The sequence below is a fragment of the Methylobacterium sp. Leaf91 genome, assembly GCF_001422815.1.
Classification (GTDB): Bacteria; Pseudomonadota; Alphaproteobacteria; order Rhizobiales; family Beijerinckiaceae; genus Methylobacterium.
Window position 1 is genome coordinate 41,125 of sequence record NZ_LMMP01000006.1, and the last position, 21,156, is coordinate 62,280.

Sequence of the window (21,156 nt, forward strand, 5' to 3'; positions counted from 1 at the left end):
GAACGGGAGCACCGCGAACCATGCCCAAGACCGTGATCATTCCCCCAGGCACCGGCAAGCCGTTGGCCCCCTACGTGCCGGGCACCCTCGCCGACGGCGTGCTCTACGTCTCGGGCACCCTGCCGCTGGATGCGGATGCCAACGTCGTCCATGTGGGCGATGCCGGCGCGCAGACGAGACACGTGCTGGAGACGATCAAGGGCGTCGTGACCGCCGCCGGCGGCACCATGGACGACGTCACCTTCAACCACATCTTCCTGAAGGACTGGGCCGATTACGCCGCGATCAACGCGGTCTATGCCAGCTACTTCCCCGGCGAGAAGCCGGCGCGCTACTGCATCCAGTGCGGCCTGGTGAAACCAGACGCCCTGGTGGAGATCGCCTCGGTCGCGCATGTGGGCAAACCGTGAGCGCGACCATCCATCACGAGATCCACGGGGACGGCGAACGGACCATCCTGCTCTCGCCGGGCCTCGGCGGATCGTGCGGCTATTTCGCGCCGCAGATTCCAGCCCTGGCCGAGCGGTTCCGGGTAGTCGGCTACGATCATCGCGGCACCGGGCGCTCGCCCGATACGCTGGAACAGGGCCACAGCATCGCCGCCATGGCCGCCGACGCCCTTCGGGTGATGGACGATCTCGGCATCGCCACGGCCGACATCGTCGGGCATGCGCTCGGCGGGCTCATCGGCCTCGAACTGGCGCGTGCCCATCCCACCCGGGTGGGGCGGCTCGTGGTCATCAACGGATGGGCCAGGGCCGATTCCGCGACGAAGCGGTGCTTTGCCGCCCGCAAGGCCCTGCTGGCCCATGCCGGCCCCGAAGCCTACGTGGCCGCGCAGGCGATCTTCCTCTATCCGGCGCCCTGGCTTTCGCTCAACGCGGAGCGCGTCGCGGCGGACGAGGCCCATGCCCTGGCGCATTTTCCCGGACCTGAGAACACGCTGCGGCGGATCGCGGCGCTGGAAGCCTTCGATCTCACCGCGCATCTGTCCGGTATCCCGCACGAAACCCTCGTGATGGCAGCGGCCGACGACGTGCTCGTGCCCTATCTGCGCTCGGAGGAACTCGCGGCGGCGTTGCCCAACGCCACGCTGGATCTGGCCAAGAGCGGCGGCCACGCGCATAGCGTGACGCAGGCGGAGGCGTTCAACCGCACCCTCGTCACCTTCCTCGACCGGCCCTGAGGAAGTTCGTCATGGCTCATCCGGCTCGACCGGTTCGTCTTGGCGAGCCAGCGCGCCATCTCGCTTGGATCCTCGAGGGGCTGCCGGTGTTCAGGCGCGAAACCGGTGACCACTTTTGCTGAACCTGCTTAGGATGAAAGCTCCGCCATGACCGAGACGACGTTGCCCACGGTCGAGGCCGGAGCTTTTCGCGAGGCGATGGCCCATCTGGCCAGTTCGGTCCATCTCGTCACCACCGACGGGCCGGGCGGACGGGCCGGTTTCACGGCCTCTTCCGTCTGCAGCGTCAGCGACGCGCCGCCGACGCTCCTCGTCTGCATCAACCGAACCTCCTCCGCCTATGCCGCAGTGAGCGCCAATGCGGCCCTGTGCGTGAACACGCTGTCGGGCGAGCAGGCCGCCATCGCCGGCGCCTTCGGCGGCCGCACCCCCATGGACGAGCGCTTCGCGGCGGGGGCCTGGGGAGTGCTCACCACCGGGGCACCGGTGCTGGAGGGGGCGTTGACCGCCTTCGATTGCCGCATCGTGGCGCGCCACGCCGTCGGCAGCCACGACGTGCTGTTCTGCGAGGTGGTGGATCTCTCGGAGCCCGCCGGCCAACAGGGTCTCGTCTATGCCGGCCGGCGCTACCACACCCTGCCCGTGGCGGTCGCTCCGCCGCACCCCGCCGCCGTCTAAACGTCCGGCCTCGCCCCGAGCATCCCGTCACGCTCCTCGCCTCACGCGATCCACCGCCCGGAGACCACGAGACCATGGCAGCCGAACCCTATTTCCCCGTCTGGCGCGCCAGAGATGCGACGACCGAGGCCGCGGACGTCATGCCCGACGAGCGCCTGCCGGCGGGCCAGACCGTGCTCCTCGGCTTCCAACACGTGGTGGCGATGTTCGGCGCCACGGCCTTGATGCCGATCCTGATGGGGTTCGACCCCAACCTGGCGATCTTCTTCTCCGGCATCGGCACACTCATCTTCTTTCTCGCCACCGGCGGCCGGGTGCCGAGCTATCTCGGCTCGTCGGCGGCCTTCGTCGGGGTGGTGATCGCAGCCACGGGCTATGCCGGGGCGGGGCCGAACCCCAACATTGCCGTGGCGCTCGGCGGCATCATCGCGGCGGGCCTGCTCTACGGCCTCGTCGGCGCCGTCATCGGCCTCGTCGGCTATGCCTGGGTGGAGCGGGTGATGCCACCGGTGGTGACCGGAGCGGTGGTGGCCGCCATCGGCCTCAACCTCGCGCCGATCGCGACGCGGATCATCTCGGCCTCCGCCTTCGACACCTGGTTCGGCCTCCTGACGGTGGTCATCGTCAGCGTCATCACCATCTACGCGCCCGGCCTCGCCCGGCGCCTGCCGATCCTGATCGGGGCGGCCCTCGCCTACCTGCTCTATCTCCTCCTCGCCAACGGGTTCGATCTCGCCAAGCCCATCGATTTCTCGGCCGTCATGGCCGCCCCCTGGATCGGCGTGCCGGGCTTCGTCGCGCCGGTGTTCGACACCAAGGCGATCGCCCTCATCGCCCCGGTCTTCGTGGTGCTGATCGCCGAGAATCTCGGCCATATCAAAGCCATCGGCGCGATGACGAGCCGCAACCTCGACCCCTACATCGCCCGCGCCTTCCTCGGCGACGGCCTCGCCACCATGCTGTCGGGCGGGCTCGGCGGCACCGGGGTGACGACCTATGCGGAGAATATGGGCGTCATGGCCATGACCCGAATCTACTCGACCCTGGTCTTCGTGGTGGCCGGCTTCACCGCGATCCTGTTCGGCCTGTGCCCGAAATTCGGAGCGCTGATCCTGACCCTGCCGGTGCCGGTGATCGGCGGATTGTCGGTGGTGGTGTTCGGGCTGATCGCGGCCACCGCCGGGCGGATCTGGGTGGAGAACAGGGTCGATTTCGCCAATGCCCGCAATCTCCTCACCGTCGGGATCGCGGTGGTCCTCGGCGCCGGCGACCTGACCCTGAAATTCGGCTCCTTCGCCTTCGGCGGCATCGGCACCGCCACGTTCGGGGCGATCCTCATCTATCATCTGCTCGGGCTGACGCGGCTCGGACGCGCACCGGCCGATCCGGCCAGCGTGCGGGCCTGAACGGACCCCGTCTCAGGACGCCCGCGGATCCGAGCCTCACTCGGGCCTCAGCGGGATCTGTACCCGCCGCGACGGGCGGAGCCGGTGGCGATGTCGCGCTCATCCCCGCGGCGGGGCGCGGAGGCGGCGTATCTGCCGCGAGCATCAAAGGCGGCCTGGCCTACGAGGCCGCCGGGTGCCACGACCGCCGGGAGGCCGGCCGGCGCGGTATAGCTCTGGGCCGAGGCAGCGGAGGCTGCCAGGACCGAGGCAAGGGCGAGAAGACCGGTGGACAAACGTGCCGTCATGGGTGTCGTCCTCATCGTCGATTCCGATGCCGACCCACCGGCATCATCGATTCGAGGTCCCAATCCTTGAGCAGGACTGCCCAACCAAGCAACAGAAATTGCCGCCGCACTGTGCAGCATGCTGCCGACAGGCAGAGGACGATCGGCCCCTATCCGGCAGGAATCGAGCGGGCCAAGCGTGGTTCGGTGCCGGGAGCGCGGCTCATTCGGCCGCGAACAGCCCCGGCATCTCGGGCTCGACCCTGCCCGGCAGGCTCGCCTTCGGGTCGCCGGGGCCGGTCTCACAGCCGAGCGACGGCAAAGCGATGACGCGGTTGCCGCGAAAATCCATGCGGCAGACGATGGTGCCACGGGTCTCGACATAGGCGAGCAGACGCCGTGCCCGGCCCGGCGAGCGGCTGCCGATGGCGCGGGCCAGGGCCTCGTCGCCGGGGCAGGGCTCTCCCGCCAGAGCGGCGCGAGCGAGCAGCAGGAACAGGCCCTGGACCTCGTCGGGCAGGGCGGCGGCGGCGCTTTGCGCCTCCTCCCAGCGCCCGTCGCTGTCGGCCGGGGCGCCCTGCCCGTCGATTCCCGCGCGGGCGACGCCGAGGCGGCGGCGGAAGGCGGCGAGAGTGAGGGACTCACCGTCGAGCCCACGCATGCGGCAGCGGACGAGGAAGTCCTGATAGATCACCGCCACCGGCTGACGCCCGGCATCCGGGTCGGTGGCGATGCCCCGCAGGATCTCGTCGAGCCCGGCCCGCAGATCTTCCTCGCTCAAGGGCTCGGGCGCCTCGGCGGGTTCGGGCCGGTAGGCACTGAGCTCACGCAGCAGATCGGCCGGGCTGGCGCGCGGTGTCGGAGGGGTGCGCGGAGCTGGGGCCCAGGAGGCAGGGCCGTCCTCGGCCGAGCGGGTGAGGATCAGGGCGCGCAGATCCGCATCGGCGGGGGCGGGGAGCGGCACGAGCTTCGGGGAGCCCGAGCGCGCCGAGGTCGAGACCGGACCGATGCGCAGGGCCAACGGCCGACGGCTCAACGCGGGCCCGAGGGCCACGAATTCGCCGCGCGAGAGGTCGCGGAACCGCTCGGCGCCGCGGCGGTCGAGGCCCAGCAGGTCGGCGGCGCGGGCCATGTCGATATCGAGGAAGGTGCGGCCCATCAGGAAGTTGGTGGCTTCCGCCGCCACGTTTTTCGCGAGCTTGGCGAGGCGCTGCGTCGCGATGATGCCCGCGAGCCCGCGCTTGCGGCCGCGGCACATCAGGTTGGTCATGGCGCCGAGGGAGGCCTTGCGCGCCTCGTCGGAGACGTCGCCGGCCGCGGCCGGTGCGAAGATCTGCGCCTCGTCGACGACGACGAGAACGGGGTGCCAATGGCTGCGCTCGGCCTCGAACAAACCGCCGAGGAAGGCGGCGGCCGCGCGCATCTGTGCCTCCATGTCGAGGCTCTCCAGGGTGAGCACCACGGAGACCCGGTGGGCGCGCACCCGCGCCGCGATGGCCTGGAGATCACCCTCGCCATGGGCACCATCCACCACCACGTGGCCGTAAGCCTCTGCCAGGGTGACGAAATCGCCTTCGGGATCGATGATGACCTGCTGGACCGAGCCGGCGCTCTGTTCGAGCAGTCGCCGCAGCAGATGCGACTTGCCCGAGCCGGAATTGCCCTGGACCAGGAGACGGGTGGCCAGCAGCTCCTCGAGATCGAGCCGGGCGGGCTCTTCGCCCGGGCCCATGCTCAGCCCCATCTCGATCCCGACCGTCATTCCCGCTCCGCTGTCCCGCAACCCGTCCGCGACGATGGCGACCCTAGCACGGATGGGCTCAGGCGACCTCCCCTGCCCTTCCCACATCCACAGGGACGCTCCAGGAGAAGAATAGGCCCATCATCCTAGGACAACTAACTCAGGCCTTTTGTCCTATGAGCATAGCCCTTCCCGAGAGGAAAGCCTCGAATGAGCAATGGGGCGGATGCGTTGCATTTTCCTGCCGGACTCCCTTGCCGGCTCGCCCGGGGCATCTAGTTCGCTTGTGATGAACACCATCCTCGTCGTCGCCCTCGTCTGCGCCTCCACCGTCCAGGCCCCGGATTGCACGCGGGAAACCGCCCTCGACGTGATCACCGGGCAGGCTCACACCCTGCAGGAATGCCTGATGCAGGGGCCGGTCCTCGCGGCCAATGCCGGCCACGGCGCCGACAAGGACAGCTACGTGAAGACCCGCTGCGACCAGCGGCGCTGACATCCGGGAGCGCGACCCTCATGAGCGACGACGTCAGCCCGGACCGGGCGGTGATGATCCGCCTGCGCGCCCGCCTTGCGGTGGTGGAGCGGGCAGCGTGGTTCGGCTTCGCCGAGGCGATGCGCCGGCAGCCGGAGGAGACCGAGGCCTATATCGCGGCCGAGCGCGCCAAATGCGCTGCCGGCTTCGCCGGGCCGAAATGGGCACGCGACCTCAGCGATGCCGAGCGGGCGATGCTCGGCGCCGAGGTCGATGCCGGGCTGGCGCAGCTGGTGGAGGACGCCAAGGAGGCGTGAGCCTCACGGGTACCTCGCCATCCTCCGCCGGCCGAGCGAAGCGGCCACGGAACGCCGTCCGGGGGCCATCGAAGGTCACCGCGCAGCAGACGTTTGGGCAAGCGGGCTCCGGGGGAGCCGTCGCGACGCCTACCCGCCCCACAGGTTCTGCCAGGCGGGCGGTATCGCCAGCCCCGGCAGGCTCGTCGCTGCGTGAATTCCGATCGCCACCGCACGAGCGAGGGTATCGGCCGCCGCCGCGCCGAGACGGGCGAGATCGGTGATGGGGTCTGAGAGGGGAATCCGTCCGGTGGAGACCGCGAAGACCACGTCCCCGTCGAGCGGCGTGTGGACCGGATGGATCGCCCGCGACAGGCCGTCCTGCGCCATCACCGCGAGGCGGCGGCACTGAGCCTTGGTGAGGATCGCGTCGGTGGCGACGAGGGCCAAGGTGGTGCTGGCGCCGGGCGGGACCTCGCGCGGCCAGGTAAAGGCGTCCGCCGGCATCGGATGGGGAAAGCCGAGGCCGCCGAACTCCCCCTCCCGCTCGAACGGCGCCGCCCAGAAATGCCGCCCCTCCCCCACCGTGACCCGGCCGAAGGCGTTCACCGCCACCAGCGCGCCGACCCGCGCGGGCGTGCCGCCCACCGGGGAGGAAGCCGAGCCGAGGCCGCCCTTGAGATTGGCCGTGCGCGCGCCGTAGCCCGCCCCCACGGTACCGAGGGTGAAATCCTGTGACGCCGCGTCGGCGGCCTCGTAGCCGAGGTCGCGATAGGGCGAGAAGCGGCCCCAGTTCTTGTCGCCGCCGTTGAGGAGATCGAACAGGATCGCGCCGGGCACGATGGGGACGCGGATGTCGCCGATGGGAAACCCCCTCCCCGTCTCGGCGAGCCAGGCCACGACGCCCGCCCCCGCGTCGAGGCCGAAGGTGGAGCCGCCGGAGAGGACCAGGGCGTCGATGCGCTCCACCGTACGCTCGGGGTCGAGGAGGTCGGTCTCCCGGGTGCCCGGCCCACCACCGCGCACGTCGACACCCGCCACCACGGCCGGGTCGAACAGGATCGCGGTGGTGCCGCTCGCCACGCGCGCATCCTGGGCGTGGCCCACGGTGATGCCGACGATATCGGTGATCAGGTTGCGCATCCAGAGACTCCGAATCTCGCTCAGAACGATCGCATGCCCGGGCGGTCAGGGCCAGCGGCGGCGGGCTCGGGCGGCTCCTTGGCCCGCCGCGCCGCGCGGAAGGAATCGGCGGCATAGAGCGCCAGCGCCAGCCAGATCAGGACGAACAGGACCAGTCGATGCGGCTCCAGACGTTCGCCGTAAACGAGGACGCTGAGGCCCAGCAGGCAGGAAGGGGCGAGGTATTGCATCAGCCCGAGGGTGGAGAGGGTGAGGCGCTGGGCGGCGGCGGCGAACCAGATCAGCGGCAGGGCGGTGGTGACGCCGGTGAGGAGCAGCAGCGCGAGCCGGACGGGATCGCCCTTCACCACAGGCTCGGCGAGGCCGACAAGGTAGATTCCCGCGAGGGGCAGGAGCAGGAAGGTCTCGGCGGCAAAGCCCACCATGGCGTCGACCCCCACGACCTTGCGCACCAGCCCGTAGAGCGAGAAGCTGGCGGCGAGGCACAGGGACAACCAGGGCAGGTGCCCGGCCAGCACCACTGCGAGCACGACCCCGGCGGCGGCGAGCCCCACTGCCACGGCCTGGACCGGCCGCAGCCGCTCGCCGAGGACGAGGGCGCCCAGCGCCACGCTCATCAGCGGGTTGATGAAATAGCCCAGACTCGCATCGAGCATGTGCCCGGACTGGACCGCCACGAGGTAGAGCAGCCAGTTGACGGCGATGAGCCCCGCCGAGACGACGAGGAGGAGATGGCGCCGCCTCAGGGGAAACGGGTTGCGCACCCGCCGGCGCAGGATCGCCAGCAGGGCGACCACGAGCACGCTCGACCAGACGATGCGATGAGCCAGGATGCTGCCGGCCGGCACGGCATCGAGCAGCCGGAAATGCACCGGGACGACGAGGCCCCAGCTCAGATAGGCACCGAGCGCGTAGATCAGACCCACGACGTTCCTCCCCTCCCTTGCGAGGTTGGGACGGGGGTTACACCAAGTCTCGCGGGACGGCTCCGGTGGGGGATCGGGGAGCCGATCTAGATGGAGAGGCCGTTCGGTTCCGCGACGGGATGACCGTGATCGGGAGCGGCAGAGCGGCGGTTTCTTGCTCGAAATCTGTCGCCTGTCATCGACCGCTTTGCCCCTTAGCGGCCCCGGGGAAGGTCAGCTTCGGGGCAAAGCCCCCTGAAAGCCGCCGTTGAAGCCTTCAGTTGCCGAACGCACGAGACCGTCACTTCCTCAGCGGCACGCCCTTCGTGGTGAAACGCGGCGCGCCCGGATGGCGCATGGGGCGCGGCTGGCCCTGTCCCTTGCCGGCACCGAGCCCCGTTCCCGGCGGCTGCGAGGACGGAATCAGCTGGTCCGGCCTCGGCCCGATGAGATCGGCGCGGCCCATGGCCCGCAGCGCCTCGCGCAAGATGGGCCAGTTCTCGGGGTCGTGATAGCGCAGGAACGCCTTGTGCAGCCGGCGCTGCCGCATCCCCTTGATCGCGTCGACGGGCTCGCTGCCGCCGCGCCGCACGCCCTGCAACGGGTTGATCTCGGTGTGATACATGGTCGTGGCCGTCGCCATGGGCGAGGGCAGGAACGTCTGGACCTGATCGGCACGATAGTCGTTCTTCTTGAGCCAGACGGCGAGGTTCATCATGTCCTCGTCGGTCGTGCCCGGATGCGCCGCGATGAAATACGGGATCAGGTAGTATTTCTTGCCGGCTTTCTTGGCGGCGGCGTCGAACATCTCCTTGAAGCGGTCGTAGGTGCCGATTCCCGGCTTCATCATCAGGTCGAGGGGGCCGCGCTCGGTGTGCTCGGGCGCGATCTTGAGACGGCCGCCGACGTGATGGGTCACGAGCTCCTCGACGTATTCGGGGCTTCGCACCGCCAGATCGTAGCGCACGCCGGAAGCGACCATCACCTTCTTCACGCCTTCCACTTCGCGGACCTTGCGATAGAGGCGGATCAGGTCGTCGTGCGAGGTGTTGAGGTTCGGGCAGATGTCCGGGAAGACGCAGGACGGCAGGCGGCACGCCGCCTCGATCTTCGGGTCCTTGCACGCCATCCGGTACATGTTGGCCGTGGGGCCACCAACGTCGGAGATCACGCCCGTGAAGCCCGGTGTCTTGTCGCGGATCAGCTCGATCTCGCGCAGGATCGAGTCTTCCGAGCGGTTCTGGATGACGCGGCCCTCGTGCTCGGTGATGGAGCAGAAGGTGCAGCCGCCAAAGCAGCCGCGCATGATCGTCACCGAGAACTTGATCATGTCCCAGGCGGGGATCTTCGCGTCGCCGTAGGAGGGATGGGGGGCGCGGGCGTAGGGCAGGTCGTAGACCGCATCCATCTCCTCGCTGGAGAGCGGGATCGGCGGCGGGTTCAGCCACAGGTCACGGTCGCCGTGGCGCTGGACGAGGGGGCGGGCGTTGCCGGGATTGGCCTCCCGGTGCAGCACCCGCGAGGCGCGGGCATAGGCTTCCTTGTCGTCCTTGACCTCGTCGTAGGCGGGGAGCCGGATCACGGTCTCGCCGGGGCGGCGGGAGGCGGCCTCGTCGGCCGAATCGAGATCGTCGGCGGGCAGCTCGGTGTAATGCTCGGGCACGCGGCGGAACAGGGCGACGCCCCGGACGGAGTCGAGCTCGTGCGGCGCCGCGCCGGCCGCGAGGCGGTTCGCCACCTCGACCACAGCGCGCTCGGCATTGCCGTAGAGCAGAAGGTCGGCCTTCGCGTCCGCCAGGATCGAGCGGCGCACCTTGTCGGACCAGTAATCGTAATGGGCGATGCGGCGCAGGGACGCCTCGATGCCGCCGAGGACGATCGGCACATCCTTGTAGGCCTCGCGGCAGCGCTGCGTGTAGACGATTGTGCAGCGGTCCGGGCGGGCGCCGCCTTGTCCGCCCGCCGTGTAGGCGTCGTCGCTTCGCAGGCGACGGTCCGCCGTGTAGCGGTTCACCATCGAATCGAGATTGCCGCCGGTGACGCCGAAGAACACATTCGGCCGGCCGAGCGCCTTGAACGGCTCCGCCGATTGCCAGTCGGGCTGCGCGATGATGCCGACCCGGAACCCTTGCGATTCGAGGAGCCGGCCGATGATCGCCATACCGAAGCTCGGATGATCGACATAGGCGTCCCCCGTCACCAGGACGATGTCGCAGGCATCCCACCCGAGCGCGTCCATCTCGGCGCGGCTCATGGGCAGGAACGGCGCCGCCTTCCGGAGAGGCTGCAGGTTGCAGGCGAGGGGAGCCACGGATCGACTCGGGGAAACTTGAAGGTCCATGGGGTCCGTGCATAGACCGCCCGGACCGCAAGCTCAACGAAAGGTCGAATTCGAATAAGAGGCCTTCCAAAAACCATCGGCGGCTCGAGATGGGTGGCGAGCCGCTTGGCCGACCCGAATTGCTGCCGGCCGCTTCACACCTCGCTCCGCCTCCCGAGGAACGCGCGGCGACCCGATCACCGCCGTGGCGGGGTGATCGGGTCGCCGCGCAGGAGGGCGTTGAGGCGTTCGGTGTCGAAGCCGTCCGTGGCCTTCGGCTTGGCCGGGACGGGTTTCGCGGAAGCGGTCTTGGTCACCGGGGGCTTGCCCGCCGAGGAGGCGGAGGGCTTCGCCGAGGCGGGCTTCGCGCCCGTCGGACGGGGGGCCACCGGGCCTGTGGTGGAGAGGACGCCCGGCTGGAGCAGGGTCGGGATCGAGCCGGTATCCTGAGGCTCGCTCACGATCGGAGCCTGCACCATCTGTGGCGCGGGCGCCGCCGGAAGATGGGCCAGCCGGTCGGCGCTGACGAATCCGATCGCCAGGATGCTCAGCCCAAAGACGCTGCCGATGACGAGGAAGCGCAAGATACGCACGCGATACGCTTTCTACAAATACTCAACACCTTGATCACCGGTTTTAAACCAAGGCCGTTAACGAACCCGAGCATCGGCGGGCGGCCGGACCGTGCCATTTTCTGACCCTTTCTCATGTCGCTGGCGGAAGGCGGTCACAGGATCTGGCTGAGGAAGGCTTGTGTCCGGGAATGCCGGGGCCTGTCGAAGAAATCGGCCGGCGGAGCGGTCTCGATGATCTGGCCCTCGTCCATGAACACCACGCGGTCGGCGATCTCGCGGGCGAAGCCCATCTCGTGGGTGACGCAGAGCATGGTCATGCCGCCGCGCGCCAGCTCGGCCATGGTGTCGAGGACCTCCTTCACCATTTCCGGGTCGAGGGCCGAGGTCGGCTCGTCGAACAGCATCACCTTCGGGCTCATGCACAAAGCGCGGGCGATCGCCACCCGCTGCTGCTGCCCGCCCGAGAGCTGGCCGGGAAACTTCCCCGCCAGCTGCGGGATGCGGACGCGTTCGAGATAGCCCATCGCCAGTTTCTCGGCCGCCGCCCGGCCCATCCGCTTCACGTGGATGGGGGCCAGGGTGCAGTTCTCTAGCACGGTGAGATGGGCGAACAGGTTGAAGTGCTGGAATACCATGCCGACCTCGCGGCGCACGGCGTCCACGCTGGCCTGCGCCCCGGTGAGTTCGATGCCGCCCACCCGGATCGTGCCCTGCTGGTGCGCCTCGAGGCCGTTGACGCAGCGGATCAGGGTCGATTTGCCCGAGCCCGAGGGGCCGCAGATCACGATCTTCTCGGCCTTCGCCACCGTGAGGTCGACGTCGCGCAGGACGTGGTGGGCGCCGAACCACTTGTTGACGCCGGAGAGCGCGACGGCGGGGGAGGTCTCTGTCATCGGGTCTCATCCCTGGCTTTCACCGTCATCGCCTGTCCCCCGCCGCGAGGCGACGCTCGATGAATCCGGCATAGCGCGCCATGCCGAAGCAGACGGCGAAATAGACGAGGGCGGCGAAGATGTAGGCGGTGGCCGGGATGGTGGCGGCCGACCAGCGCGGATCGGCGCGGGAGGCTTCCAGCACGCGGATGAAATCGCTGATGCCGACGATGGAGACCAGGGTGGTGTCCTTGAACAGGCCGATCATCGTGTTGACGATGCCGGGCAGAGCCACCTTCAGCGCCTGGGGCAGGATGACGAGGCGCAGCGCCTGGCTTCGGCCGAGGCCGAGCGCCGCCGCCGCTTCGGCCTGCCCCTTCGGCACGGTCTGCAGCCCGCCGCGCACCACCTCGGCCATGTAGGCGGAGGCGAAGAGCGCGATGCCGACGAGCGGCCGCAGCAAGCGGTCCACGGTGATGTCGCCGGGCAAGAACAGCGGCAGCATCACGTTGGCCATGAACAGCACCGTGATCAGCGGCACGCCACGCCAGAACTCGATGAAGGCGGTGGAGAGCACGCGCACCACCGGCATGGTCGAGCGCCGCCCCAGCGCCAGCAGGATGCCGAGCGGCAGGGAGACGACGATGCCCACCGTCGCCACCACCACGGTGACGAGGAGGCCGCCCCACAGGCCCGTCGCGACGGTCTTCAGCCCGAGGGACGGTACGCCGGAGAGGAGCAGGTAGGCCAGGACCGGGAAGATCAGGAAGGCGAAGAGCGCGCCGAGATCGCGCCGGGGCGCCCCGAGCCAGAGCATCCATCCGGCGGCGAAGGCCAGCAGCGCGACGGCGAAGTTCGGGCGCCAGCGCTCGGCGGCGGGGTAGGAGCCGTAGGCGAGGTAGTTGATCTTGTCGGCGATGAAGGCCCAGCAGGCCCCGACTGGCCGCCCCGCCACTTCCGGCCGACAGGCATCGCCCGATGCGCCGGTCCAGACCGCATCGATGACGAGGAAGCGGATCGCGATGGGCAGCAGCCAGGCGAGCAATCCCAGGATCACCAGGGTGGTGAGCCCGTTGGCGAAGCTCGAGAACAGGTTCCGGCGCAGCCAGCCCAGCGGTCCGCCGACGGTGGCGGGCGGCGGGCGCGAGGCGACGAGATCGGCGCGGACGAATCCCTCCATCCTCAGCGCTCCACCATGGTCACGCGGCGATTGTAGAGGTTCATCAGGAAGGCCGTGGCGAGGCTGAGCGTGAGGTAGACCGCCATGGTGATCGCCACCACCTCCACCGCCTGGTTGGTCTGGTTGAGCACGGTGCCCATGAAGACGTGGACGAGGTCGGGATAGCCGATCAGCACCGCCAGCGACGAGTTCTTGGTGACGTTGAGATACTGGCTGGTGAGCGGCGGCACGATCGCCCGCATCGCCTGCGGGACCACCACGAGACGCAAGCTCTGGCCCCGGTTCAATCCCAGGGCGGAGGCCGCCTCCCCCTGCCCCCGCGCCACGCTGGAGAGGCCGGCCCGCACGATCTCGGCGATGAAGGCGGCGGTATAGGTGGAGAGCCCGAGGACCAGGGCGGCGAATTCCGGCAGGATCGGTAACCCGCCCTCGACATCGTAGGGGCCGCGCGCCGGCCAATCGACCGCGACCGGATGGCCGGCCAGCGCCAGCCCGATCCAGGCGAGACCCGGCAGGAGGATCGTGAGGGCGAGCCCCGGCAGCCAGGCCCGGACCGGAGGCAGGCCGGTCTCGGCTGCGCGGCGCGCCCGCCGTCGCAGGAGCGACAGGGCGGCAATGCCGGCGAGGAAAGCGATCGGCACCAGCCAGGCGGCGCCTGAGAATTCGGGGCTCGGCAGAACGAGACCACGCTGCGAGACGAAGGCGCCTCCCAGGCTCGCAGGAGCCTCGGCCGAGGGCAGGGCCACCCGCACGGCCACGTACCAGACGAGGAGTTGCAGCAGCAGCGGCACGTTGCGGATTGCCTCGACATAGGCGGAGGCCAGCCCGCGCGCGAGGAGGTTCGGCGACAGCCGGGCGATGCCCACCACGAAGCCGATCAGCGTGGCGAGCACGATGCCCAGCGCCGCGGCGAGCAGTGTGTTGCAGAGCCCGACGAAGAACGCATCGAGATAGGTCGAGGTCGCCGCCGCGTAGGGGATCAGCCGCTGGCTGATGTCGAATCCGGCATTGCGCGACAGGAAGCCGAACCCGGCGACGATGCCCTGTTTCGCGAGCTTCTGCGCGGCATTGCCGGCAGCGAGATAGACGAGGCCGGCGACGGCGAGCGCCAGGAGGATCTGGAGCGCGAGGGCACGCAGGGAGGTCTTTCGGGATTCAGCCATGACGGCATCCTCCACGCGCAACCCCTCTCCCCCCTGCGGGAGAGGGTGGCCTTCGCGTCAGCGAAGGTCGGGTGAGGGGAGCGCCCTCTCCGGAAAGACCTGTGCCGGCCCCTCTCCCGCCCGCTCCGCGGGCACCCTCCCCCGCAAAGGGGGGAGGGTCTTGCTCCCACACGCCCCTCACCGGATCGGAGGCCCGTATTGCAGGCCGCCCTGGTTCCAGAGGCCATTCAGGCCGCGCGGGATCTTCAGCGGTGTCTGCGCGCCGACATTGCGCTCGAAGGAATCGCCGTAATTGCCCACATGGCGGACGATCCGGTAGGCCCAATCGGTGGTGAGACCGAGGCCCTCGCCGTATTTGCCCTCGAGGCCGAGAATGCGCTTCGCGTCGGGGCTGAGCGCCGATCGGCGCATCTCCTCGACATTGGCCTGACCGATCCCCGCCTCCTCGGCGTCGATCATGGCGTAATGGGTCCAGGCGACGAGATCGCGCCACTGATCGTCGCCCTGACGCACGCCGGGGGCGAACGGCTCCTTCGAGATCGCCTCGTCGAGGATGACGTGCTCGTCCGGATGCGCCGTCTTCAGGCGCTCGCCGTAGAGGGAGGATTTGTCGGTGGAATAGGCGTCGCAGCGGCCGGATTCGTAGGCGCCCAGCGTCTGCTCGCTATTGGCGAAGGTGACGACCTTGTAGGTCAGCCCCCGCGTGCGGAACCAATCGGCGAGGTTGAGCTCGGTGGTGGTGCCCTGCTGCAGGCAGATCGTCGCCCGGTCGAGCTGTTTCACCGACGTGATGGCGAGGGACTTTCGCACCAGGAACCCCTGCCCGTCATAGAAGGTGATGACCGGGAAGTTCATGGCGGCGGTGTCGCGCGACAGGGTCCAGGTGGTGTTGCGCGACAGGACGTCGATCTCGCCCGATTGCAGGGCGGTGAAGCGCGCGGCCGAGGATTGCGGGATGAACCGCACCTTGGCCGGATCGTCGAAGATCGCCGCCGCCAGCGCCCGGCAGAAATCCACGTCGAGCCCGCGCCACTGGCCCTGGCTGTCCGGAATGCTGAACCCCGCGACCCCGCCGCTGACGCCGCAGACGAGATGCCCCCGCGCCTTCACCTGGGCGAGGGTGCCTTGGGCGAGGGAAGGAGACGCGGTGAGGATGGCGAGGAGCGGGATCGAGACCAGTCGCATCCGCGCATTGCAGAGGATCGGCCGCCGCGGTCAAGCCGCCGCCCTCACCATCGTCATCCCGGGGCCGCATAGCGGAGCCCGGGATCCAGACGCACATACATTGCGAGGATGGATCGCGATCATGCGGCCGCGTCAGCGCTGATTCCAACATCCGTCGCGACTCTGGATTCCGGGCTCGCCTTCGGCGACCCGGAATGACGGAGTGAGTCGTGACATCCGTACTGCTGGCCGCACGTTACGTCAGAGAGCTAAGCTCGCCGTCAGATCGGACCAATCCGGGTTGACCTCCTCGATCAACCGGATCTTCCAATCACGCCGCCAGGTCTTGAGCGATTTCTCGCGCTGGATCGCCTCCACGACCTGATCGTAGCTCTCGTACCAGACGAGGCGATCAGCATTGTAGCGCGCGGTGAAACCGGGTTGCCGCTTCGTCTTGTGCTCGTGCACGCGGCGCACGAGATTGTTCGTGACGCCGATATACAGCGTGCCGTGACGACCGCTGGCGAGCATGTAGACAGCAAAGGACATGAGCCGCATCGAGGCGAATGGACGGTTCCACGATGGATCGAACGTGCGGCTGAGTCAGCGCTGATTCTGCCATCCATCTCGGCCGTGGATTCCGGGCTCGCCTCGGGCGACCCGGAATGACGGGGTAGGGCATGACATCCGCAACGTCATCCCGGGGCCGCGCAGCGGAGCCCGGGATCCAGACGCACATCCGTTGCGAGGATGGATCGCGATCATGCGGCCGCGTCAGCGTTGATTCCAACATCCGTCGCGACTCTGGATTCCGGGCTCGCCTTCGGCGACCCGGAATGACGGTGGGCTTAGGCAGCGCGAGGTTGACGCGTCGTCTCCCGCGAGGCTCAGGTTGCGGCGCAACCGCCCTCCCCGCATACGGGTTTCCATGTCGAACACCCCTCCCCGCGATCCCGCCCGCTTCGGCCCGGCCACACGCCTCGTCCATGCGGGGCGCGATCCGTCCGCGCAGCATGGCTTCGTCAACACGCCGATCTATCGCGGCTCGACGGTGCTGTTCCCGACCTATGACGACCTGCAGCACCGGCGCGGGCGCTATGATTACGGCACCAGCGGCTCGCCGACGATGGATTCGCTCACCCAGGCCTGGAGCGAGCTCGCCGGGGCGGCGGGCACGGTGCTGACGCCTTCCGGCCTGGCCGCCCTCACGGTCGCCCTGATGAGCGTGGTGAGCGCGGGCGACCATCTCCTCGTCACCGACAGCGCCTACCGCCCCACCCGCATCTTCTGCGACGGCGTGCTGAAGCGCTTCGGCGTGGAGGTGACCTATTACGATCCCCTCGTCGGCGCCGGCATCGGCGCTTTGATGCAAACGAACACCAAGGCGGTTTTGGTGGAGGCGCCGGGCTCGCAGAGCTTCGAGATGCAGGACGTGCCGGCCATCGCGGAAGTGGCCCATGCGCATGGCGCCGCCGTCATCATGGACAATACCTGGGCGACGCCGCTGTTCTTCCCGCCGCATGAGCGGGGCGTCGACATCGCCGTGGAGGCGGGAACCAAATATCTCAGCGGCGGCTCGGACCTGCTCCTCGGCCTCACCTCGGCCAACGAGCGATACTGGCCGGCGCTCCACCGCACCTTCGAGCATTTCGCCATGTGCGCCGGGCCGGAGGATGCGTTCCTGGCGCTGCGCGGCCTGCGCACCATGAACCTGCGCCTGCGCGAGCACGAGCGCCAGGGCCTCGCCATGGCGCGCTGGCTGCAGGCGCGGCCGGAAGTGCTGCGGGTGCTCCACCCGGCCCTGCCGGAGGATCCCGGCCACGCCATCTGGAAGCGGGACTTCTCCGGGTCGTCCGGCCTGTTCGGAGTGGTCCTCAAACCGGCTCCGGCGAACGCCGTGGCGGCGATGCTCGACGGGCTCGAATTGTTCGGGATGGGCTTTTCCTGGGGCGGCTTCGAGAGCCTCGTCATCCCGTTCGATTGCCGGACCTACCGCACCGCCACGCGCTGGGAACCGGGCGGACCGGGCTTGCGCTTCCATATCGGCCTCGAGGAGATTTCGGATTTGCAGGCCGATCTCGATGCCGGGTTTTCGCGGTTACGCGCCGCGATGGGATGAGCCCCTCCCTCCTCCTTGTGGGGAGGGATCGAGGGTGGGGGTGGTTCCGCCGGACTCCGCAACAGGGTCACCCAGCCACCCCCACCTCCAACTCCTCCCCACAAGGGGGAGGAGGGTTTTCACGGCGCCAGCCAGGTCCCCGCCCAGCCGTCGCCTTCCCGCTTCCAGGCGGCGCGCCGGTGTCCCCGCCGGTCGAGGAACAGGAATTCGAGCCGGGTGGCACTCACCTGAACCGCGCAGAAATTCGGCCGGCCGGCGGCGATGGCCGCGTCGGTCTCCGGTAGGGAATAGCCCTCGCCCGAGGCGAGTTCGGTGCCGGGCCCCGGCGCCACGCCATAGCAGACCCGGCTCATCGCCATCGATCCGTCCCAGGCGGCATCCGCCAGGGCATCGTCGGTATGGAGCGTGGCCGGGCCCGAGACCCGGATCTGAACCTTGCTCGCCGAATCGTAGCCGTGCAGCGCGGCCCGGCCGGAGGCGGCGATCTCGGCGGCCTTGCGGGACCGGCGGTCGCAATGGAAGCGCAGGATCCCGGTCCGCCGGTCGGCCTCGCGCAGGACGATGGTGCGGACCTGCGGGCAGCCGTCGGAATCCACCGTGGCGAGGGCCGGCATGTGGAAGGCGTTGCGGCGCAGCCTCGGCCCGTCCTCCAGAAGCTGCCAGAGATGCGCCAGGCTGGCGTCGAGATCGTCGAAGAAATCCGGCAGCGGAATCGTCGGGGGAGTCATGCCGAGAACGTCACGGAACGGGATCCGCCCCGGACTTCCGGCGCTTTTCCTTCAGGATCAGCGCGACGTTGCGGAGATAGATACCGGTCGAGAGGGCCTGTCCGAAGATGATGACCGGCTCGCGCCGCACCAGCCCGTAGACCAGGGTCATCAGCCCGCCCGCGATGGAGAGGAACCAGAACGAGAGCGGCATGACGCTGCGGCCAGCCTTCTCGCTCGCCAGCCATTGCAGGATGAAGCGGGCACCGAACACGACCTGGGCCAGGATGCCGAAGACGAGCCAGCCGTCGAACTTGGTGACGAAGATGTCGTAGGCGTAGCCGCTCAGGTCTTCCGAAAGCTGCATCAGCATGGGTTCAGGCCTCCCCACCGGTCACGAGAGCGCCCTGCGCCGAAGTGGATGCCGGTTCGGCGAAAAAAGAGCTTGGCACGACAAAGGTCTAGATCTCCACCGCCTCGGGCGAGGGCCGCTTGCGGCGGATCAGCCACCACACCCCCGCGAGATCGAGGAGCCCGACCCAGAGCCGGTCGAACAGGCCGTAATTGGAGCGCCCGGTGAAGCGCGGCCGGTCGACCACGTCGGCATGGACCACGCGGTAGCCCTCGCGGGCGACGAGGGCCGGCATGAAGCGGTGCAGCGCATCGAAATAGGGCAGCGCCCGGTAGACCTCGCGCCGGAACACTTTCATGCCGCAGCCGGTATCGCGGGTGTCGTCCTTGAGGATGCGGCCGCGCACGCCGTTGGCGATGCGCGATTGGAGGGTCTTCAGGCGCCCGTCCTTGCGGCCGACGCGCTGGCCCTGGGCCAGGCCCGTGCTCCGGCCGCCCTCCTCCAGGGCCGCCACCAGGGCGGGGATGAAGGCCGGATCGTTCTGGCCGTCGCCATCGAGGGTGGCGATGAGGGCGCCGCGCGCCACGGCGACGCCGCTGCGGATCGCGGCTGATTGCCCGCCGCTGCGGGCATGGCGGACCACGCGCAGCCAGGGCCGGGTACGGCGCAGATCGCCGAGTACCGCCCCGGTGGAGTCGGTGGAGCCGTCATCCACGTAGATCACCTCGAACGGGGCGAGGGCCGAGCAGGCGCGCTCGATCTCGGTGACGAGGCTCTCGACATTGCCGGCCTCGTTCTTCACCGGGACGACGATGGACAGGCGGGTGGAGGGGGCTGTGTCGGTTTGGGTCACGGGGTCACCGCATAGGCCGAGAGGTCGATCCGCCGGCCGCTGTTGATGTTGAAGCCGGAGACCCGGCCGACCGGGGCAGCCTTGACGGGGGTATCCTTAGCGCGTGTCTCCGCCCGCCGGAACTCGTCCAGGAACGGCTCGGTGACGAAGACGAGGCGGCAGCCGCCCCCTGCCAAGAACTCCGCCGCATCGGCCCCGGTATTCAGCATGGCGAGGTCCGTCCCGATGAGGAAGACGAGGCTCGGCTCGCGGTAGCCGAGGCTGCCGACCTTCGGGGCGGCGCAGGGCAGCCCGTCGCGGAGGGCGGCAAGGCGCGGCGAGACCTTAAGCGCCGCGAGCACCGGCTGGGTCAGGCCGAATACCGCCGGCGAGAGCAGGGCCGAGGCCAGGATGGCGCAGGCCAGCGCCCGTTCGGGCAGGCGGCGGGCGAACAGCACGACAGCGAGGATCGCGGCGGCGCAGGAGGCCAGCAGCAGCGGCAGCCCGGCGACGGGGATCACGTGGTCGAAGGTCCAGGCCACCCCGACGAGGCCGAGGGTCAGGCCGACCGGAATCAGCACCACCAGGGCGGCCACGGCCCTGGCTCCCCGCCGGCCCGGATCGAGGGCGCCGCGCCCCACGGCCAGGAGGGTGAGGATCGCCACGGCCGGCATCAGCGGCAGGACGTAATGCGGCAGCTTGGTCGGCACCGCCTCGAACAGGATCCAGGCGGGCACGATCCAGGCGAGGAGGAACGCGATCGCATCGTCGCGCCGGTTGGCGAAGGCGAAGGGCGCGCTCAGCGCCGCGAAAGCGGCTCCCGGCCAGAAGGTGGCGAAGAACACCGCCAGATAGGTGCCGGGCGGCGCGCCGTGCTTCTCGGCGGCTCCCCCCACCTTGCCGAGCATGTCGCGACCCACCGCCTCGCCGAAGAACGCGCCGCCGCTCTTCCAGGCGATGGCGACGAACCAGGGGGCGACGATGGCCAGGGTCAGCCCGAGGCCGAGGCCGGGACGCAGGTCCATGAGCCAGCGGCCGGACCGCTCCTTCACCGACAGCGCAAGTGCGGCGAGCCCGACGAAGAGCGGCACCATCGGCCCCTTGATCAGGATGCCGATCGCCATGGCCAGCCAGAACACCAGCACGGTCGTGAGATCGGGCCGGCCCCGCGTCCGTCCGGGCGTGATCCGGCCGAGCCAGACCCGCGCCAGCGCGCCCATCGCGGCGACCGAGCAGGCGGTGAGGAGGGCGTCCGTCTTGGCGAGGCGCGCCTCCGCCGAGATCATGATGCAGGCCGAGAACAGGGCGGCGGCGACGAGCGCGCCCCGGCGCGGCAGGAAGGCGAGGGCCGCCCAATAGGTGAACAGGCTCGCCAGCAGCGCGCCGATCAGCGAGGGCACGCGGTAGAGCGCGATGGTGGTGCGGGCCCGGTCGACCCCCAGGGCCTCGGCCCCCTTCACCACCGTGGCTTGCACCCAGTAGATCCCCACCGGCTTCTTGTGGCGCGCCTCGCCCTGGAAACGGATGTCGACGATGTCGCCGGTCTCGATCATCTGCTTCGAGGCCTGGGCGAAGCGCGGCTCGTCGCGGTCCATCGGCTGGAGCGAGACGAAGCCCGGCAGGAAACAGACGAGGCAGAGAGCCAGGAGCAGGGCGCAGGCGCGGGCATGGCTCGCCGAGGCCGCCTCGATCAGCCTGTCGAGGAAGCCCGCTCCATCGCCGGGCGGGACGGCATGTCCGGCATCGGCGGTTCTCATGAGACGGGACGCAGTGGGG

General features: G+C 69.4%; 22 protein-coding genes. 7 read left to right on the forward strand and 15 right to left on the reverse strand.

Translation table 11 applies throughout. The features are described 5' to 3' along the window. Positions 1-20: 20 nt before the first annotated feature. The 4 genes from rutC (at position 21) to ASF32_RS07295 (ending at position 3,270) form a co-directional block, all read left to right on the forward strand. Positions 21-410 carry a pyrimidine utilization protein C gene (gene rutC / locus ASF32_RS07280; protein WP_056425656.1) on the forward strand — a complete coding sequence of 130 codons (390 nt, stop codon included), beginning with the start codon at positions 21-23 and terminating at the stop codon, positions 408-410. After that, a complete protein-coding gene (rutD, locus tag ASF32_RS07285; protein WP_056425658.1) occupies positions 407-1,186 on the forward strand; it encodes a pyrimidine utilization protein D in 780 nt (259 codons plus the stop codon). Before rutC ends, rutD begins: the two co-directional genes overlap by 4 nt. Positions 1,187-1,333: 147 nt before the next feature. Continuing rightward, a complete protein-coding gene (locus ASF32_RS07290; RefSeq protein ID WP_056425661.1) occupies positions 1,334-1,864 on the forward strand; it encodes a flavin reductase in 531 nt (176 codons plus the stop codon). Positions 1,865-1,938: 74 nt separating this feature from the next. After that, positions 1,939-3,270: a solute carrier family 23 protein gene (locus tag ASF32_RS07295; RefSeq protein WP_056425664.1), complete on the forward strand. Its 1,332-nt coding sequence runs from the start codon at positions 1,939-1,941 to the stop codon at positions 3,268-3,270. A 47-nt stretch (positions 3,271-3,317) separates the two neighbouring features. Here the strand turns inward: ASF32_RS07295 and ASF32_RS07300 are convergent, their stop codons facing one another. Together ASF32_RS07300 and ASF32_RS07305 are read right to left on the reverse strand one after the other, a co-directional pair. Continuing rightward, positions 3,318-3,557, reverse strand: a complete 240-nt coding sequence (locus tag ASF32_RS07300; RefSeq protein ID WP_056425667.1) for a hypothetical protein — start codon at positions 3,555-3,557, stop codon at positions 3,318-3,320. Between the two features lie 202 nt (positions 3,558-3,759). Then, complete coding sequence (locus ASF32_RS07305; protein ID WP_056425670.1) at positions 3,760-5,298, reverse strand: ATP-binding protein; 1,539 nt, start codon at positions 5,296-5,298, stop codon at positions 3,760-3,762. Positions 5,299-5,566: 268 nt separating this feature from the next. Here ASF32_RS07305 and ASF32_RS07310 point away from each other — a divergent pair, with 268 nt between their 5' ends. Continuing rightward, positions 5,567-5,773, forward strand: coding sequence for a hypothetical protein (locus ASF32_RS07310; protein ID WP_056425674.1), 207 nt, complete (start codon positions 5,567-5,569; stop codon positions 5,771-5,773). Positions 5,774-5,793: 20 nt separating this feature from the next. Next, the gene (locus ASF32_RS07315; protein WP_056425677.1) at positions 5,794-6,069 is read left to right on the forward strand and encodes a hypothetical protein; all 276 of its coding nucleotides are present in this window, start codon (positions 5,794-5,796) and stop codon (positions 6,067-6,069) included. 129 nt (positions 6,070-6,198) lie between these two features. On the opposite strand, the gene ASF32_RS07320 is transcribed toward ASF32_RS07315, so the two are convergent. From ASF32_RS07320 to ASF32_RS07360, 9 genes are all read right to left on the reverse strand, one after another. After that, the gene (locus ASF32_RS07320) at positions 6,199-7,191 is read right to left on the reverse strand and encodes a P1 family peptidase (protein WP_056425680.1); all 993 of its coding nucleotides are present in this window, start codon (positions 7,189-7,191) and stop codon (positions 6,199-6,201) included. A 20-nt stretch (positions 7,192-7,211) separates the two neighbouring features. Further along, complete coding sequence (gene rarD / locus ASF32_RS07325) at positions 7,212-8,117, reverse strand: EamA family transporter RarD (protein ID WP_056425683.1); 906 nt, start codon at positions 8,115-8,117, stop codon at positions 7,212-7,214. 280 nt (positions 8,118-8,397) lie between these two features. Then, positions 8,398-10,437 (reverse strand): YgiQ family radical SAM protein, encoded by a 2,040-nt coding sequence (locus ASF32_RS07330; RefSeq protein ID WP_056425686.1) that lies wholly within the window; start codon positions 10,435-10,437, stop codon positions 8,398-8,400. Positions 10,438-10,613: 176 nt separating this feature from the next. After that, positions 10,614-11,009, reverse strand: a complete 396-nt coding sequence (locus tag ASF32_RS07335; protein WP_056425689.1) for a hypothetical protein — start codon at positions 11,007-11,009, stop codon at positions 10,614-10,616. A gap of 134 nt (positions 11,010-11,143) precedes the next feature. Beyond that, positions 11,144-11,884 (reverse strand): amino acid ABC transporter ATP-binding protein, encoded by a 741-nt coding sequence (locus ASF32_RS07340; protein ID WP_056425694.1) that lies wholly within the window; start codon positions 11,882-11,884, stop codon positions 11,144-11,146. Positions 11,885-11,909: 25 nt separating this feature from the next. After that, positions 11,910-13,043: an amino acid ABC transporter permease gene (locus tag ASF32_RS07345; protein WP_056425697.1), complete on the reverse strand. Its 1,134-nt coding sequence runs from the start codon at positions 13,041-13,043 to the stop codon at positions 11,910-11,912. A gap of 2 nt (positions 13,044-13,045) precedes the next feature. Next, positions 13,046-14,206 (reverse strand): ABC transporter permease subunit, encoded by a 1,161-nt coding sequence (locus tag ASF32_RS07350; RefSeq protein WP_056425918.1) that lies wholly within the window; start codon positions 14,204-14,206, stop codon positions 13,046-13,048. Between the two features lie 177 nt (positions 14,207-14,383). After that, on the reverse strand, positions 14,384-15,391 hold the full coding sequence (locus ASF32_RS07355; protein ID WP_056425700.1) for an amino acid ABC transporter substrate-binding protein: 1,008 nt from the start codon (positions 15,389-15,391) through the stop codon (positions 14,384-14,386). A 240-nt stretch (positions 15,392-15,631) separates the two neighbouring features. After that, on the reverse strand, positions 15,632-15,919 hold the full coding sequence (locus ASF32_RS07360; protein WP_056425919.1) for a GIY-YIG nuclease family protein: 288 nt from the start codon (positions 15,917-15,919) through the stop codon (positions 15,632-15,634). Positions 15,920-16,298: 379 nt separating this feature from the next. Here ASF32_RS07360 and metC point away from each other — a divergent pair, with 379 nt between their 5' ends. After that, positions 16,299-17,489, forward strand: coding sequence for a cystathionine beta-lyase (gene metC, locus ASF32_RS07365; protein ID WP_056425704.1), 1,191 nt, complete (start codon positions 16,299-16,301; stop codon positions 17,487-17,489). 119 nt (positions 17,490-17,608) lie between these two features. On the opposite strand, the gene ASF32_RS07370 is transcribed toward metC, so the two are convergent. The 4 genes from ASF32_RS07370 to ASF32_RS07385 all read right to left on the reverse strand — a co-directional run bounded on the left by ASF32_RS07370 (position 17,609) and on the right by ASF32_RS07385 (position 21,137). Continuing rightward, positions 17,609-18,217, reverse strand: a complete 609-nt coding sequence (locus ASF32_RS07370) for a pyridoxamine 5'-phosphate oxidase family protein (RefSeq protein WP_056425708.1) — start codon at positions 18,215-18,217, stop codon at positions 17,609-17,611. Between the two features lie 10 nt (positions 18,218-18,227). Next, positions 18,228-18,569, reverse strand: a complete 342-nt coding sequence (locus ASF32_RS07375; protein WP_056425711.1) for a lipid-A-disaccharide synthase N-terminal domain-containing protein — start codon at positions 18,567-18,569, stop codon at positions 18,228-18,230. Positions 18,570-18,657: 88 nt separating this feature from the next. Continuing rightward, positions 18,658-19,401 (reverse strand): glycosyltransferase family 2 protein, encoded by a 744-nt coding sequence (locus ASF32_RS07380; RefSeq protein WP_056425714.1) that lies wholly within the window; start codon positions 19,399-19,401, stop codon positions 18,658-18,660. Then, positions 19,398-21,137 (reverse strand): glycosyltransferase family 39 protein, encoded by a 1,740-nt coding sequence (locus ASF32_RS07385; protein ID WP_056425717.1) that lies wholly within the window; start codon positions 21,135-21,137, stop codon positions 19,398-19,400. Before ASF32_RS07385 ends, ASF32_RS07380 begins: the two co-directional genes overlap by 4 nt. Positions 21,138-21,156 lie beyond the last annotated feature (19 nt).

Coding starts and splice junctions, on each gene's coding strand:
- rutC (WP_056425656.1), top strand. CDS start 21: ATGCCCAAGACCGTGATCATTCCCCCAGGCACCGGCAAGCCGTTGGCC.
- ASF32_RS07290 (WP_056425661.1), top strand. CDS start 1,334: ATGACCGAGACGACGTTGCCCACGGTCGAGGCCGGAGCTTTTCGCGAG.
- ASF32_RS07295 (WP_056425664.1), top strand. CDS start 1,939: ATGGCAGCCGAACCCTATTTCCCCGTCTGGCGCGCCAGAGATGCGACG.
- ASF32_RS07300 (WP_056425667.1), bottom strand. CDS start 3,557: ATGACGGCACGTTTGTCCACCGGTCTTCTCGCCCTTGCCTCGGTCCTG.
- ASF32_RS07305 (WP_056425670.1), bottom strand. CDS start 5,298: ATGACGGTCGGGATCGAGATGGGGCTGAGCATGGGCCCGGGCGAAGAG.
- ASF32_RS07310 (WP_056425674.1), top strand. CDS start 5,567: ATGAACACCATCCTCGTCGTCGCCCTCGTCTGCGCCTCCACCGTCCAG.
- ASF32_RS07315 (WP_056425677.1), top strand. CDS start 5,794: ATGAGCGACGACGTCAGCCCGGACCGGGCGGTGATGATCCGCCTGCGC.
- ASF32_RS07320 (WP_056425680.1), bottom strand. CDS start 7,191: ATGCGCAACCTGATCACCGATATCGTCGGCATCACCGTGGGCCACGCC.
- ASF32_RS07330 (WP_056425686.1), bottom strand. CDS start 10,437: ATGGACCTTCAAGTTTCCCCGAGTCGATCCGTGGCTCCCCTCGCCTGC.
- ASF32_RS07340 (WP_056425694.1), bottom strand. CDS start 11,884: ATGACAGAGACCTCCCCCGCCGTCGCGCTCTCCGGCGTCAACAAGTGG.
- ASF32_RS07345 (WP_056425697.1), bottom strand. CDS start 13,043: ATGGAGGGATTCGTCCGCGCCGATCTCGTCGCCTCGCGCCCGCCGCCC.
- ASF32_RS07350 (WP_056425918.1), bottom strand. CDS start 14,206: ATGGCTGAATCCCGAAAGACCTCCCTGCGTGCCCTCGCGCTCCAGATC.
- ASF32_RS07355 (WP_056425700.1), bottom strand. CDS start 15,391: ATGCGACTGGTCTCGATCCCGCTCCTCGCCATCCTCACCGCGTCTCCT.
- ASF32_RS07360 (WP_056425919.1), bottom strand. CDS start 15,919: ATGTCCTTTGCTGTCTACATGCTCGCCAGCGGTCGTCACGGCACGCTG.
- metC (WP_056425704.1), top strand. CDS start 16,299: ATGTCGAACACCCCTCCCCGCGATCCCGCCCGCTTCGGCCCGGCCACA.
- ASF32_RS07370 (WP_056425708.1), bottom strand. CDS start 18,217: ATGACTCCCCCGACGATTCCGCTGCCGGATTTCTTCGACGATCTCGAC.
- ASF32_RS07375 (WP_056425711.1), bottom strand. CDS start 18,569: ATGCTGATGCAGCTTTCGGAAGACCTGAGCGGCTACGCCTACGACATC.
- ASF32_RS07385 (WP_056425717.1), bottom strand. CDS start 21,137: ATGAGAACCGCCGATGCCGGACATGCCGTCCCGCCCGGCGATGGAGCG.